The 15,121-nt window shown below is 52.4% G+C and carries 14 protein-coding genes; all 14 read right to left on the minus strand.

Annotated elements, in window-relative coordinates:
- Positions 1-559: 559 nt before the first annotated feature.
- Positions 560-1,504, minus strand: a complete 945-nt coding sequence (nadA, locus tag EDM54_RS21650; RefSeq protein ID WP_003390269.1) for a quinolinate synthase NadA — start codon at positions 1,502-1,504, stop codon at positions 560-562.
- 96 nt (positions 1,505-1,600) lie between these two features.
- Complete coding sequence (locus tag EDM54_RS21655) at positions 1,601-2,464, minus strand: HAD family hydrolase (protein WP_327926355.1); 864 nt, start codon at positions 2,462-2,464, stop codon at positions 1,601-1,603.
- Positions 2,465-2,618: 154 nt separating this feature from the next.
- Positions 2,619-3,584, minus strand: a complete 966-nt coding sequence (locus EDM54_RS21660; RefSeq protein WP_122958771.1) for an ABC transporter ATP-binding protein — start codon at positions 3,582-3,584, stop codon at positions 2,619-2,621.
- Positions 3,577-4,563 (minus strand): ABC transporter ATP-binding protein, encoded by a 987-nt coding sequence (locus tag EDM54_RS21665; RefSeq protein ID WP_003390263.1) that lies wholly within the window; start codon positions 4,561-4,563, stop codon positions 3,577-3,579. The genes EDM54_RS21660 and EDM54_RS21665 overlap by 8 nt, the downstream gene beginning before the upstream one ends.
- Positions 4,564-4,574: 11 nt before the next feature.
- The gene (gene opp4C / locus EDM54_RS21670) at positions 4,575-5,501 is read right to left on the minus strand and encodes an oligopeptide ABC transporter permease (protein WP_024983357.1); all 927 of its coding nucleotides are present in this window, start codon (positions 5,499-5,501) and stop codon (positions 4,575-4,577) included.
- A gap of 12 nt (positions 5,502-5,513) precedes the next feature.
- Entirely contained in the window at positions 5,514-6,470 is a 957-nt protein-coding gene (locus EDM54_RS21675) for an ABC transporter permease (RefSeq protein ID WP_003390261.1), read from the minus strand.
- Between the two features lie 54 nt (positions 6,471-6,524).
- A complete protein-coding gene (locus EDM54_RS21680) occupies positions 6,525-8,258 on the minus strand; it encodes an ABC transporter substrate-binding protein (RefSeq protein ID WP_024983359.1) in 1,734 nt (577 codons plus the stop codon).
- Positions 8,259-8,469: 211 nt separating this feature from the next.
- Positions 8,470-8,799, minus strand: coding sequence for a hypothetical protein (locus EDM54_RS21685; RefSeq protein WP_024983360.1), 330 nt, complete (start codon positions 8,797-8,799; stop codon positions 8,470-8,472).
- Between the two features lie 81 nt (positions 8,800-8,880).
- Positions 8,881-9,522, minus strand: a complete 642-nt coding sequence (locus EDM54_RS21690; RefSeq protein WP_141334247.1) for a hypothetical protein — start codon at positions 9,520-9,522, stop codon at positions 8,881-8,883.
- Positions 9,523-9,859: 337 nt separating this feature from the next.
- Positions 9,860-11,896, minus strand: coding sequence for an ATP-dependent zinc metalloprotease FtsH (gene ftsH / locus EDM54_RS21695; RefSeq protein WP_122958773.1), 2,037 nt, complete (start codon positions 11,894-11,896; stop codon positions 9,860-9,862).
- 69 nt (positions 11,897-11,965) lie between these two features.
- Entirely contained in the window at positions 11,966-12,505 is a 540-nt protein-coding gene (gene hpt / locus EDM54_RS21700) for a hypoxanthine phosphoribosyltransferase (protein ID WP_003390258.1), read from the minus strand.
- Entirely contained in the window at positions 12,502-13,929 is a 1,428-nt protein-coding gene (gene tilS, locus EDM54_RS21705; RefSeq protein ID WP_024983363.1) for a tRNA lysidine(34) synthetase TilS, read from the minus strand. The genes hpt and tilS overlap by 4 nt, the downstream gene beginning before the upstream one ends.
- Positions 13,907-14,356 carry a threonine/serine exporter family protein gene (locus EDM54_RS21710; protein ID WP_122958774.1) on the minus strand — a complete coding sequence of 150 codons (450 nt, stop codon included), beginning with the start codon at positions 14,354-14,356 and terminating at the stop codon, positions 13,907-13,909. The genes tilS and EDM54_RS21710 overlap by 23 nt, the downstream gene beginning before the upstream one ends.
- Positions 14,357-14,363: 7 nt before the next feature.
- On the minus strand, positions 14,364-15,113 hold the full coding sequence (locus tag EDM54_RS21715; protein ID WP_003390255.1) for a threonine/serine exporter family protein: 750 nt from the start codon (positions 15,111-15,113) through the stop codon (positions 14,364-14,366).
- Positions 15,114-15,121: the final 8 nt, after the last annotated feature.

The raw sequence follows: 15,121 nt of genomic DNA on the forward strand, positions 1-15,121 counted from the left end.
TCGGTACTATGAACCCCTCCGACTCCCTCTCTGCCATCCACCACTTCCCTTACGGTTATAGGTTTCCGTTTTACGCTCCTGACGGGGCGTGCAGAGTAGGGTCTCCCCAGTTCCGTTAACTACTTTCTCAACATACCGCTCCCCATACCCCGAGGGATTCATAGGTGCTGTATTCCAAGTTCTCCACACCGTCCTTGGCCTTCGCCCATATGAAACAAGCTCGGCTTCCCTTTGTCCACCTCTCGGTGGTCTTTCTTAACGAGGCTGCAGGATTCACTTTATGTTACGGCCTGCTGATTTGCTCGCACTCTTTCGAGTTACTTTGTCACAGGGCTTCAACCTTAGGATTTCTCCACCAGTTGCCTGTCAGCTACGAGGTGACTTGGCTCCTGCCTCGGTTGGACTTTCACCAACTAGCAATTAACGGCTTGCTGGGCACGCTTCACAATAAAAACCTGCCCCTTTTTGACAAAAGAGGTGCAGGTTTTTGCTTGTATCTCGGGTTTTTACTTGTTTCTCACGTTCTCACCAGATTCCTGAAAAACAGGCCGCTCCAGCATTACGCTGGCGCCACGGCCAGCATGCGCTCCAGGGAAGCACGTGCTTTGTCCGCGATATCCTCCGGCACGTAAATCTCCGGCTTCATGTTCTCCAGCGCTTCCACGCATTTTTTCAGGTTGTTGACCTTCATGTTCGGGCAGACCAGATACTTGGAAGCAAAGATAAACGTCTTGTCCGGGCTGTCCTTCTCCAGCATGTAGCGGGTGCCGTCTTCCGTACCGATGATGAACTCTTTATGGGAGGATTCACGGCAGTATTTGAGAATGCCTGTCGTAGAACCGACGTAATCGGCCAGCGCCACTACTTCCGGACGGCACTCGGGGTGGACGACGACGAGCGCATTTGGATGCTGCGCTTTCAGCGACATGATGTCCTGGACGGAAAGCTGGTCATGCGTATTGCAGTACCCTTCCCAGATGATCATCTTCTTGTCGGTAAACTGGGAAACGTAGTGACCCAGGTTTTTATCCGGGACCCAGATGATCTCGTCGGAATCGATCGACTCGATGACCCGTTTCGCGTTGGAGGACGTACAGCAAATGTATGTTTCCGCTTTCACATCGGCGGACGTGTTGATGTACGCAACCACCTTTGCATTCGGATGCTGCGCCTTCAGCTTGCGCAAGCCTTCCACGTTGACCATGTCGGCCATCGGACAGCCGGCGCGTTCATCCGGGATGATGACGGTCTTTTGGGGATTGAGAATTTTTGCACTTTCCCCCATAAAGTGTACGCCGCAAAACAGGATGACGTCCGCGTCGGTTTCCTTGGCTTTTTGCGCCAAACCGAACGAATCTCCAATATAGTCAGCCACTTCCTGAATCTCCGGCCGCTGATAAAAATGGGCCAGAATGATGGCATTGCGTTCTTTTTTCAATTGCATCAGCCGTTCGCGCAACTCAGCGTTTCGCTGGGCCTTTTTTTCTAACGCCAAGGCTTCCATGAATATTATCCCCCTACGTAGGTGTCATAATTTAGGGCCATTGTAATCCCAACCCACTTGCTTGTCAATGCATATCCGCTGGGGAGACTGCTGTATTTACCCATCCGCCAGCACGCGCTCGCGAATAAAGCGCGCCACTCCGTCCTCGTCGTGATGCGGAGCGATAAAACGGGCCAACTCTTTTATCGCCGGACTGGCGTTTTCCATGACGACAGGAAACCCTACGTTGGACAATGCTTCCCGGTCATTTTCCGCATCGCCAAACGCCATGACTTGTTCGGGCGCAATTCCCCATTTCCGACAAAAATAAGTGAGCCCCTCCCATTTGGAGACGCCTTTCGGGATCACCTCCACATTGTGCTTCCCTGAAGATGTGATGTCAGCCTGATCACTCCAACGCTCAAGCTGTTCCCGGACAGGCACGAGCGCTTCCGGGACGGGGTGCCAGACGAACAGCTTGACGATCTTCGACTCGCCGGTGGCGATCCGCTGCATCATTTCTGCCAAGGGAACGACCCGTGACCACTCGTAAAAGGAAAAGCGGCGCAGCGACACTCCTTCGACCGAAGCATCTTCTTCAATCAATGTTTCTATCCGTTCCCTGTCTTCCTGAACCATCCAGCGATTGCTTTCGGTGTCGTGCAGCTCATAGTAGATTGGTTCCTGCCTTAGTGTATGCACAGCCTGTTGGATCATTTCCAGCGGCAAAGCAGCATGCTGAACCAATGTTCCGTCCGCCTCCAGAACTGTCGCGCCGTTGCTGCATACATATCCGTCAAACGCGAATCCGCCGATCGGCAGCTGCGCGGATGCATAGGTGCGGCCGGTCGACAACACCAGCTTGCAGCCGCTGGCTTGCAGCAGCCTACAGGCTTCCTTCGTTGCCTCTGTCATCTGTGACTGTTCATTCAGCAGGGTCCCATCCATATCAAAAGCTGCCAGACGGAGCCTAGAAAACAAGGCGATCTCCTCCTTTGATGAAAAGAAAAGCGCAGGCGCCACATCCTGCACTTTATTTCCAAATCACTATGAATTCTTCCACCTTCAATGTACCCTATTCGCCCAGGTTATTCAATACGGGGCCAGACATTCCGCCTGCATAATCGAAAGTCCGCTATACGAGATGGCAAGCTACCTGATGATCGCTGTCCGCCAATCGTAAAACGGGTACTTCCTCCTTGCATCGGTCAGTCGCGAGCGGGCATCTCGTATGGAATTTGCAGCCCTTCGGCGGATTCGCCGGACTCGGAATGTCTCCGCGCAGAACGATCCTCTCCCGCTTGAGCCGCGGATCGGGGATAGGCACCGCCGACAACAGCGCCCGCGTATACGGGTGCAAGGGACGGGCAAACAGTTCATCCCGCGGCGCAATTTCCACCAGAGAGCCCAAATACATCACGCCGATGCGGGTGCAGAGGTGCTCCACCACACTCAAATCATGCGAGATGAACAGGTACGTAAGCTCTTTTTTCTCCTGCAGGTCGCTAAACAAATTGATGATTTGCGCCTGTATGGAGACATCCAGCGCAGAAACAGGCTCATCGGCCACAATAAACTCCGGCTGCAGGATAATCGAGCGGGCAATACCGATCCGCTGCCGCTGACCGCCGGAGAATTCATGCGGAAACCGGTCGATGTGATACGGAGCCAACCCGCAGAGAGAGAGCACCTCCTGCACCCTTTCCCGTATCTCCGACTTGTCGGCCAGCCCGTGGTCCATGAGGGCTTCTCCGATCGCATCCCCTACCCGAAGCCGGGGATTGAGCGAGCTGTACGGGTCTTGAAAAATGAACTGCATGCTGGGCCGAAGCCGACGAAGCTCTTGCTTGCTTACTGCATGCAAATCCACTCCCTTGTACTTGACCTCGCCCGCCGTTTTATCGGTAAGGCGCAAAATCGTGCGTCCCGTCGTGCTTTTGCCGCTCCCGGACTCGCCGACCAGACCGAAGGCTTCTCCCTTCCGGATGGCAAAGCTGACGTCATCGACTGCCTTGACGTGACCAATGGTCCTGCCAAAAATGCCCCCGGTAATCGGGTAGTACTTTTTCAACTGCTTGACTTCCACCAATGCCTCACGCAAGCCCGCTCTCCTCCTCGTATAACCAGCACGCCACCCTGTGCCCGTCGTCGATTTGCTTCAATTCCGGCTGCTTCAGTCGGCAAACCGACATGCAGCTCTCGCAGCGGTCATGGAAGTAGCAGGAATCAGCCAGACCAATCAGATTCGGTACTTGGCCCGGGATGGAGTTCAGCCGTTTTTTCCGCTGGCCGATCACCGGCTTTGCTTGCAAAAGCCCGCGGGTATACGGGTGCCGGGGATTGCTGAAAAGCTCCAGGACAGGCCCTTCTTCAATCACCTTGCCCGCGTACATGACGACCACATAGTCGGCCATTTCGGCAACGACGCCCAGATCATGGGTGATGAGCAATATCGCCGTGTTGTACGTTTCCTTGATCTCGCGCAAAAGATCGAGAATTTGCGCCTGAATCGTCACATCCAGAGCTGTCGTCGGTTCATCGGCGATCAGCAGTCTCGGATTGCAGCTGATCGCGATGGCGATCATGATCCGCTGCAGCATGCCTCCGCTTAGCTGATGCGGGTACGCGTTCATGATCTCCTCGGGACGGGGGATGCCTACCAGCGAAATCAGTTCAATCGCTTTCGCCCTGGCTTCCTTTTTGGAGAGAAGAAGATGCTCCCACAGAGGCTCCATGATCTGTTCGCCTATGGTCAAGACCGGATTGAGCGAAGACATCGGCTCCTGGAAAATCATCGCGATGTCATTGCCGCGCAGCTGCTGCTTCTCCAGTGGGCTGAGCTGCAGCAGGTCTACGCCATCGAACCGGATGTCTCCCCCAACCACTTTTCCTTGCGGCTCCGCTACAAGCCCCAGCACGGACATGGCCGTTACGCTTTTACCGCAGCCCGATTCCCCGACGATGCAGACCGTCTCGCCCTCCCGTACGCGAAGACTGATGTCGTTTACCGCTTTGACGACTCCCGACGGGGTGAAAAAATGGGTCTGCAGATGATCGATTGTAAGCAAAGCGTTTGTCATAACCGTCTCTCCTACCTCTTCATTTTCGGATCAAGCGCATCACGGAGGCCGTCACCGAGCAGATTGATCGAAATTACGGTGGCAAATATGGCAAAGCCGGGTGGAATCCAGAGCCACGGCCGTTTCTGAAAATCGATCAGCGTATTCGCGGCATCGATCATATTGCCCCACGTCGGCGTCGGGGGAACGACCCCCAGGCCCAGGTAGCTGAGTACAGACTCGCTCAGAATCGCTCCCCCGACCCGCAGCGTAGCTACCACGATCAGGATCGGGATTGTATTGGGCAACAGGTGAAAAAACAGCTTGCGGTGATCGCGCAGCCCCAGAGACTCGGTGGCCTGCATGAACTCCCGCTCGCGCAGACTCAAAATCTGGCTTCGCACCAGTCTCGCCAGCTCCGGCCAGCCGATCAGGCTGAGCATCAGCATGACGATGTAGATCCGGTAATCTGTGGGCACCTTCCACTCGGACAGGATCGCCCCGATAATAAACAGCAGCGGAAGTCCCGGAATCGTCATCAGAATGTCTGCAAAGCGCATCACGATTTGATCGACAACCCCTCTGTAATAGCCAGCTACTACTCCCAGAACCGAGCCGATAAAGACAGACAGCAGCATGGCGGCCAGTCCCACCGTCAGCGAGATGCGGCCGGCCTGCATCAGCCGGGTCAATATGTCCCGCCCCAGGTTGTCCGTACCCAGCCAATGAGCCATGCTGGGGGGCTTGTTGATCATCACCGTATTGACCTTTCCGGATGCGTAGGGCGAAAAAAACGGCCCGATGAAGCAGAACAAAAACATAATGACCAGAAACACCAGTCCGCACATGGCGACCTTGTTCTTTTTCAGCTTGGCAAACGTATCTCTCCAGAGCGAAGACCGCCGGGCACCGGTCCGCGTGCCTGCCAGTCCCGCTGTCTCCGTGACGATGGATGACAATGTCGACTCCTCCTATTTCAATCTCACTCGCGGATCAGCCACGCCGTACAAAAGGTCGGCAAGCAGATTGCTGACGACGGTCAAAATGGCCAAAAACATCGTAAATCCCATCAACAGCGGGTAGTCGCGCAGGCTGAACGCCTGCATATACAGCTGCCCAACCCCTGGCCAGTTGAAAATCTTCTCCGTGATGATCGCGCCTCCAAACAAGGCCGGAAGCTCAAAGCCAAGCAGGGTGATCGCGGGAAGCAAAGCGTTTCGCAGGGCGTGCTTGTAGACGACTGTTTTTTCCTTCAAGCCTTTGGCCCTTGCTGTGCGAATGAAATCCTGCCGGATGATTTCCAGCATGTTTGTACGAAAATAGCGGGTCAGGGAGCCGACCCCGAGCATTGTGAGCACAAGCACCGGCAAAAACATATGGTCGATAACCTCCCACACGTATGCAAGTCCGGTCGCATTGCTGCCGGTCGTGATCATCCCCCCGGGCGGGAACCAGCCAAGGTCCACCGCAAAAAACTTGATGATCAACAGCCCGGCGAAGAACGAGGGAAACGACATCGCGGCAAATGCCCCGATCGTCACTGCTGAGTCAAAGAATGAGTACTGTCTGGTCGCCGAGATGACCCCGATCACAATCGCGATCAGCCAAGTAAACAAGGTAGAGGCGGACGCAATCAAAAAGGAATTCCAGATGTACTGACTGAGCAGCGAGGTGACCGGCTGCTGATACTGAAGGGAATATCCAAAATCGCCCCGGACGGCATTGCCGAGCCAGACGAAATAGCGCTCCACGACCGGTTTATCCAGACCGTACATCTGTTTTAGCTCCGCTTTTCGCTCGTCAGTCAGCTTCGGATTGTTATCGACAAAATCACCCGGTGTCAGGGCGTACAGGCCAAAAATCAAAACGGATGCCCCAAACAGAGTCAGGACCATGTACAGCAGTCTGCGGATGATATAGGCTTTCATCTTGTGCCTCCCAAGGAATATGCCCAGCCCGGAGGCTGAGCATCTTCGTTCGATCTATTGAATCGGTTCAATCTTCAGATCGGGCAAATTGCCGGAAATGCCGGTATATCCGTTCGGATCAAATCCGGACACTCTCGCGTTGTGGGCGGTCAGCAGCTTCCGATAGGTGAGGAAAATGTACGGCGGATCGTCGCTCAGCTCGTTGTACAGCTCTTTGTAAATTTCTTTCCGCTTTTCAATATCGAGCGTGCTGATCCCCTTTTCCAGCAATTCGTCTACCTTTGGATTGGAGTATCCGTTCGTGCCGGTAAAGCTGCTTGAACGGTTCGACCCAAATTGAATCACGCCGTCGGACGGATCGGTCAGCATCGTCGTGGAGAAGGAGGCGAGGTCATGGTCCCCTTTTGCTGTGCGGGCCAGCAATGCATTGTAGTCCATCAGCTCCGCTTCCAGTTGTACGCCCAGTTCCTTGTAGTTTTCTTTTGCGATCGGGATGAGCACATCGCTCAGCGGTCCTTTGGTCGTCAAGTAGTACAGCTTCAGCTTTTGGCCGTCCTTCTCGCGGATGCCGTCCGCCCCGACCTTCCAGCCTGCTTCATCCAGCAGCGCTTTCGCTTTTTCCAGATCGTAGTGATACGGATTGACCTCCTCTGTATATGCCCAGGAGACAGGCGAGACCGGGACATTGGCTACTTGGCCGTAGCCTTGGTAAGCCGTGTCGACAATTTTTTGCCGATCCAGACCGTATATCAGCGCTTGTCTCACCCGCTTGTCCTTGAAGTACGGCTTGCTGTGGTTGAATTTGATGTAGCTGTAAGCTGTCGACGTGTACACGTTGATGTTTGCGTAGCCCAAGCTCTTCAGCAGCTCCAGATTGTCCTCGTTGGCTGTAAAGGAGTTGTAATCAGTCTCCCCTGTCTGGAAAAACTGCAGGGCATCTCCTTCTGTCGTCTTGTAGATGAAGTGCTCAACCGCCGGCTTGCCAGCGTAGTAGTGTTCGTTGGCCAGATAGCGGACCTCTTGGCCGGTGATGTATTTCTCCAGCTTATACGGGCCTGCTCCAAGCGGCTTTCCGTGCAGCGTCCGCAGATACTCCAGGTTGCCCGGTTTATAGCCTTTGCCATAGTAAGCTTTGGATAGCACCGGTCCGCCGAGGATGAGAAGCGAACGGGCATTCACTTTCTCCGTCGTGATTTGGATCGTTTGCGGGTCGATGACTTTGATCCCCTCGACGGTATCTGCCTTGCCCTCTTTGTAAGCCCGACCGCCTTTGATCTGCGTTTCAAAGATGTCTTCGTCTCCGTCGTACGCCTTGTCGTGGAGAATCGTCAGGGTAAAGGCGACGTCTTCCGCTGTCAGTGGCGAGCCGTCGCTGAATTTGAGGTTTGGCCGCAGGTGGAAGGTGTAGGTTAGCTGATCGTCCGAGATGTCCCATTTTTCCGCCAGACGGGGAATGGGTTTGCCGTTTTTGTCGACGCTCACCAGCGGCGCAAAAATGGCCGCGCTCACGTTTCCGTCGTAGCCGTTTTTGTAAAAGTACGGGTTAAATACTCCGCCCGGCTCCGTAAGCGTAGCCACAACCGTATCCGTCCGCTTTTTTGCCGCTTCCGGCGATTTAGATTTATCCGTCGCAGGAAAGAACGAATCCGGAATGCTCTGGACCGTTCTCGTCTCTTGCGGTGCAGCAGGCGTCTGATTGTCGCTTGCGCTTTCCTGGGTGGAGCAGCCGGAGACGGATACAGCTCCGACCAGGATCAGCAGCAACGCGCTAATCAATCCTTTTTTCATTCGTACATCCTCCTCAAAACGTCATGTTAAAAAAGCAACATCTGGAAATGATTATATACATATAATTCCGATGTGTAAAGTAGGTTTTATGAGGATTAAAAAAGCCGTTTTCATTCCAGGCACAAATAGAAAACGGCTCTTTGGTAAAAACAGTATCATCTTCTTTACACTACACGTATAGACAGCCGGGAAATAGGGACTGGAAGAAGAATCACCTCCCATAATAAAGAATGATCCACGTCACGAATGACGGAAGCCCTGCCAATAAAACATAGAGTGCCCATCGTTGCTCCAGTTTTCTTTCTTTTCTCATTGCCTCGTTGTTATCATCCACTACAAAATCCCTTTTCACATCTGGTGTCGCCAAATTAATCCTGTCTACTCCTAATGTTGATCCCAGCATAAGAAGTGCAAGTACGATCAATCCAAAGCCAGCATAACCTGATAACCTTATCCATACACCAATCAGATCTCCCTGATAAAGAGCGTACCCGAAAAATAACAAGACAAGAACAATCCCGATTGATAAAGATTTAATCAAGTAAGCCCCCCCTTAATAACCCAATTAGAAAACGAACACCAATTTTATGACAATATTGGTGTTCGCTTTACTTTTTCAGAGCTAATTGGTCTTATAATTATCCAGTTTTAACGTCCAAGTTTCAGTTCCCAATTTTAGCGTTGCCTTTGTGTTGACGCCAATTGTACTAGCCCAATCAGAAACTGGCTTCCAGTTTTTGGGGGCATCGTATGAGAAAGAATTTGATGATGGGTATAAAGGTCCACTATCTTGGATCACAGACCCTCCGTGTGTTCCATCATCACGCAAAGCTCCTCCTGAAGCGCCGTATCTCACTTCTCTGCTTGTTATCGACACTTTATTATCACTAATCGTCCAGCCACCAGTTACTTTGGTCAATTTCTTAAATCCATCGCCGTTAGTAGATTTGTACTTATCCCAGTAGTATGTAGAATATGCTTTGACCGAATAACTTGAATCCCAATCTTCATCAGAAGTTGACCCTAAAATGGATATTGATTTATTATCCAGTACTTCTTTAGGAATACCATAGAAGTAATAAGTTACGTAGCTCTCTTTCTGTTCACTTGTAGCAATATTTCTTTCGGTTTTTAAACGTTGTGTCGTATGATAAACTTTCAAATTTTTCTCAACACCCCCATCAGTTTGCAACTTAGCCTCAGCACTTGGAGTACTTTTATAATCTGTGATATTATTTTTCGCCCTTATAAACAATGTACTCAAATCATTAATTTCTTCCGCTTGAAAAGTCACTTCATATGAAGTTTTTGATTCTTTCGCTACAACTCCACTGACCAGAGATGGTTAAGAGGATCGCTGAGATAACACTGCTAATAATCTTTCTCACCCTAATACCTCCTATAAATTGTATTTATATACAATAATAAAATATTGAGATTTATTTGTCAAACTATACTAACTATTCGTTATTTTTACTGGTATTAATTTTGACTGCCTCACTTTTATACGCTAATTCCAAATAAAATACGGTGATCTCTCCTTGGTAGCACCCAGAAGCGATCACCGTATTCAAACTCGACTTGATCAACCTATAATCATTTTATTGTTTCTTCTCGTCCTGTTCGGACCCACTGTTCGGCGTCTCCGCAGTGTTTTCCGCTTTGTTGTCAGTGTTGCCTTCCGTCGTGCTTTCCGCGTTTTCAACGGTTTCCTTTTTGGCTTCCGTCGCTTCGCTGATGGTCGGCTCGTCTTTCTTTGGCTGGATATTCACAACCACGTCTTTGTTTTCGAGTGGATGCGGATCCAGCTTTCCGTGCTCGATCAACTGCTTGATTTGATCAGCGTCAAGCGTCTCGACTTCTAGCAGTGTGGTAGCTACAAGCTCCAGCTGATCACGGTGCTTCGTGAGCAGCTCTTTACACTTGTCGTAGCACTCATTGATAATGCTTTGCATCTCCTGGTCGATTTCGTAAGCGATCTGTTCGGAGTAGTTTCGCTCGTGGCCAATATCGCGGCCCAGGAATACTTGACCCTGATTGCGGCCAAATTGCATTGGCCCCAGTCGGCTCATCCCGTATTCCGTAATCATGCTGCGCGCAATCGCCGTTGCACGCTGGAAGTCGTTGTGAGCGCCGGTACTGATATCGCCCAGCACCAGCTCTTCTGCAACGCGTCCACCCAAGAGACCGGTAATCTTGTCGAGCAAGTCGGTCTTCGTTGCAAAGAAACGGTCTTCTTTCGGCAGCATCACTGTGTATCCACCAGCTTGGCCGCGCGGAATGATGGTTACCTTATGTACCATTTCTGCATTTCTGAGGTAGTATCCGATAATCGTATGGCCCGCTTCGTGGTAAGCCACGAGACGTCTTTCGTCTTCGCTCACTACGCGGGATTTTTTCGCCGGACCGGCGATGACGCGGTCGATGGCTTCATCGACTTCAGCCATGTTGATTTGCTTCTTGTTTTTCCGTGCTGTCAGAAGAGCTGCCTCATTCAGCAGGTTCTCCAGATCGGCACCGGTGAAGCCCGACGTGCCGCGTGCGATGACATCCAGCTTCACGTCTTCGCCAAGCGGTTTGTTGCGGGCATGGACCTTCAGTACAGCTTCGCGGCCCTTGATGTCCGGGCGGTCTACCGTAATTTGACGGTCAAAACGTCCTGGACGCAGCAGCGCAGGGTCCAGAATGTCCGGGCGGTTCGTCGCAGCGACGATGATAATGCCTTCGTTGCCGCCGAAGCCGTCCATTTCAACAAGCAATTGGTTCAGCGTTTGCTCGCGCTCGTCATGGCCGCCGCCAAGACCTGCTCCACGCTGACGACCGACTGCGTCAATCTCGTCGATAAAGATAATGCAAGGCGCGTTTTTCTTTGCGTTTTCAAACAAATCACGCACGCGGGACGCACCCACCCCGACGAACATCTCTACAAAGTCAGAACCGGAGATGCTGAAGAACGGCACACCCGCTTCACCGGCAACAGCACGGGCAAGCAAGGTTTTACCGGTACCAGGAGGACCCACGAGCAGCACGCCTTTTGGAATGCGCGCGCCAACTGCGTCAAACTTGCGCGGGTCTTTGAGGAACTCGACCACTTCCTCCAGCTCCGCCTTTTCTTCGTCTGCTCCTGCAACATCGTTGAATGTAACGCGCTTTTTCTCTTCGTTGTATAGCTTCGCACGGCTCTTCCCGAAGTTCATCACTCGGCTGCCGCCGCCCTGAGCCTGGTTTAACAGGAAGAAGAACAGGATAAAGATGATGATGAAAGGAATGATCGATGTCAGGAACGTCAGCCAGATGCTGTTGCCTTCCTGCGGAGCGACCTCAACCCTTTTCACTTTTTGCTCATCGATCTTCGCGTTAACCAGCTTGATGATATCCGAATCGTAAAGCGGTACATTTGTTACAAACTTGGTTTCCTGTCCCGGATTCGCTGCTTTCAGGATACCGTCTACCCGATACGTTCCTCCCTCAGGACGAAGCGTAAGCTCGGAGACGTTATCGGTTAACAGCTGTACCCGGAATTCCTGATATGTAAGTTTCCCAACCTTATCAGAACCGGAGAGGATAAAATTCACGATCCCGACCGTGACAAGAAAGATTAGTAGGTAGAACCCGGTATTACGAAAAAAGCGATTCATTCCTTACCTCCTCTCACGAACAGACACTTTTCACATTTTACCATATGGAGTCAGTTCTTCACAACAAAGCTAGTTCGTGTAAACTTCCGGTTTTAGTACGCCAATAAATGGCAGGTTTCGATATTTCTCGGCAAAATCCAGACCGTAGCCGACTACGAATTCGTCTGGAATCGTAAATCCGCTGTAATCTGGCGAGATGTCTACTTTGCGGCGATCCGGCTTGTTGAGAAGCGTCACGACCTTTACGGAAGCCGCCTGGCGGTGGCGCAGAAGCTCCATCAGCCTGCTCAGCGTCAAACCGCTGTCCATGATGTCCTCGACAACGAGGACGTGACGGCCTTCGGCGGAAGTGTCGAGGTCCTTCAGGATTTTCACCATCCCGGAAGACTCGGTTCCGCTTCCATAGCTGGATACGGCCATAAAGTCCATTTCGCAGGGAATGTCCATATGGCGAAGCAAATCGGCCATAAATACGACAGCGCCCTTCAAAACGCAGATGACCAACGGGTTTTTGTCCCGGTATTCTTCGCTCAAGATAGAGCCCAGCTCTTTAACCTTGCTGGCAATTTGTTCTTCGGTGAGCAAAATCTCCTTGATGTCTTGGTTCACGTTAATACCTCCCGCCACTCTTCTCCAAACTCCACTTCCACATACAATACCCGCTTGGTCCGTTCACTTACAGGCGCAATGGCGGATCGGCGGATGCCCGGAACCCAGATCACCTGGTCGCCCGCAGTCAGGATCGGCAGTCTGTCCCGCCACTTCTGCGGCACCTTGGCGTCGATCAGCAGTTCCTTCAGCTTTTTGCTCCCCGCTGTTCCCCATAGAGGCATGCGGTCACCTTGCTTTCGATTGCGAACGCATAAAGGCCCAGGAAGGCGATCGGCATCAAAAGCCGCCGCGTGATCGGGAACTCGTGCCCAATCGATGGGGCCATCACGATAAAACGTATGTACCGCTGCTCCACTTTCCGTAATCAGTGTTGTTCCCGGAACAGCAAGCTGGTAGCAGAAAATCTGACGATATAATTTCTGGCCATTCGTCTGAAAGCGAACCTGCCGATATGCCCTGGCCACTGTCACGGCACCGGGCAAATCCAGTTCAGCAGACGGACGATTTCCCTCTATCATGCGCAAAACGGCCTCCACATGTTGCGAAGACCATTCGATTTGGCTTGAGAGATAACTTAATATTAGAGTAATCATTCTCCTTTGTAAAGCAACGTCACAACTTTGAAACTTGTCGGCGTCGATCGTCACGTCGCCTTTTTTCTGCTTGATCACAACCGCTTTTAACTGATCGCGACTCTGCTTTTGCAGGTAAGCTTCATCCTCCTGAACGGCCTTTGACAGGGAAAGGATGTGCTCGCGGTAGCGCTCGTTTACCTGCTCCAACAGCGGCATTACTTCCAGCCGGATCAGGTTGCGGGCGTACTTGCGCGAGCGGTTGCTGCTGTCCTCTCGCGGGAATAGCGCGTTTTCCTCACAGTAGCGCTCCAGCTCCGCTCTGCTCACATGCAGAAGCGGCCGGATCAGCTCGACCTGGCCCTCCACCAGCCAGCGCCTGGCTGGCATCCCGGTCAGACCGGAGAGGCGCGTTCCCCTCAACAGCCGAAACAAGACCGTCTCCACCTGGTCGTCGGCATGATGCGCCACGGCTACTTTGGCAGCGCCTGTACGAAGCGCGACCTGCTTGTAGAGATCATAGCGCACAGCGCGGCTCGCTTCCTGAGCCCCCATGCCGGTCTCCTTCATGACATCTGGAATGCTCCGTTCAAACAAGTGAAAAGAAACCCCGAGGGATTGGCACAGCTCTCCGGCATAGTCCGCGTCCCTGCCCGCTTCCTCCCCGCGGAAACCGTGATTCAGGTGTACAGCGTGCAATTTCCAGCCGTACTGATAGTGTGAATTGAGAGCCCACAAGATATGCAAAAGGGCAGTCGAGTCATTTCCGCCAGAGATGCCGACCACGACTGTCTCGCCCGGCTCCAGGAGCCTGCTGCGCTCGATGTTATTGCGCACGCTTTCTAGCATGGCGCGCTCCCCTCCAGATGGCAAATAAAGAAATTCCCAGGATCAGACCGGACGCGATCGCTCCTGCCACCATCGCAGTCTGCATGGCCAGCATGATTCCTTCCATATATTGTCCATTTACGAAGGCAAGCATCGCTTTGTAAGCAAGAGATCCCGGCACCAGAGGGATGATGCCGGCAACACTGAAGTTGGTGGAGGGGACCCTCAGCCAGACGGACAAAACTTGACTTAATATGGAAACGGTTGTCGCTGCCGCAAACGTGCATAAAATAACCTCAGCCCCAAAATATGGGAGAATGGAGAAAACAAGCCATCCGGTCAAACCGGCGAAGCCGCATGCCAGCAAGGTGCGCACCGGAACATTAAACAGCAATCCCCACGCCATCGAAGACAACAGACTGAGGCCCAATCCTTTCAACAATACCATTCGTCTCTCACCTCACGAACCACAGGGTAATAGCCGTCGCTACCGCAACGGAAAGTGCTGTCAAAAGCGCTTCTGCCCCGCGTGAGACTCCCGCGACGAGATCTCCGGCCATCAGATCCCTGAGCGAGTTGGTGATGGCGATCCCCGGGAAGAGAGGAAGCATGGCACCGATGATCAGGATGCTGAGGTGCAGCTCCGTAAAAAAGGTAGCGCACAGGAGCGCAAACAATCCGCCCAGCAAAGCTGATACAAATTCAGTAAAAAATTTGATCCGTAGAAACTTTTCAAAAAATTGCAGACTGAGGTTGACCGTCAGTCCCGCCAATGCGGAGGGCAGCAGATCATACCAAGTACCGCCCGCAAGCATGGCAAAAGAGCCGCTGGCAACGCCAGCCGCCGTATGCAGCATCCATTTGGGGTAAACCGGTTTTCCCTGATCGATTTGCTGAAACAGGTTGTAGGCTTCATAGATGGTAATATCTCCCGAAACAAACCGGCGCGAGACGTCGTTGGCCAAGGTGACCTTGCTCAAATTGATCGTCCGGCTGGGTGTGCGGATCATGCGTGTATGATCTTGTCCATTCGCACGAAATGACAAGATGATGCTGGTCGGGGTCGCGGAGCTGTTAACCGAATCCATGCCGGCCGCCTTGGCAATCCACGACATCGTCTCTTCCGTACGATACGTTTCCCCGCCGTTCTTCAACATAATTTCGCCTGCCAACAAGCAGGTATCCATAACAAGATCTGGGGACACCTATTGTC

The organism is Brevibacillus borstelensis (assembly GCF_003710865.1).
Classification (GTDB): Bacteria; Bacillota; Bacilli; order Brevibacillales; family Brevibacillaceae; genus Brevibacillus; species Brevibacillus borstelensis.

What these genes read in the sequence shown, in the direction of transcription:
- nadA (WP_003390269.1), bottom strand. Translation starts at nt 1,504, where the DNA reads ATGGAAGCCTTGGCGTTAGAAAAAAAGGCCCAGCGAAACGCTGAGTTG.
- EDM54_RS21665 (WP_003390263.1), bottom strand. Translation starts at nt 4,563, where the DNA reads ATGACAAACGCTTTGCTTACAATCGATCATCTGCAGACCCATTTTTTC.
- EDM54_RS21675 (WP_003390261.1), bottom strand. Translation starts at nt 6,470, where the DNA reads ATGAAAGCCTATATCATCCGCAGACTGCTGTACATGGTCCTGACTCTG.
- EDM54_RS21680 (WP_024983359.1), bottom strand. Translation starts at nt 8,258, where the DNA reads ATGAAAAAAGGATTGATTAGCGCGTTGCTGCTGATCCTGGTCGGAGCT.
- ftsH (WP_122958773.1), bottom strand. Translation starts at nt 11,896, where the DNA reads ATGAATCGCTTTTTTCGTAATACCGGGTTCTACCTACTAATCTTTCTT.
- tilS (WP_024983363.1), bottom strand. Translation starts at nt 13,929, where the DNA reads ATGCTAGAAAGCGTGCGCAATAACATCGAGCGCAGCAGGCTCCTGGAG.
- EDM54_RS21710 (WP_122958774.1), bottom strand. Translation starts at nt 14,356, where the DNA reads ATGGTATTGTTGAAAGGATTGGGCCTCAGTCTGTTGTCTTCGATGGCG.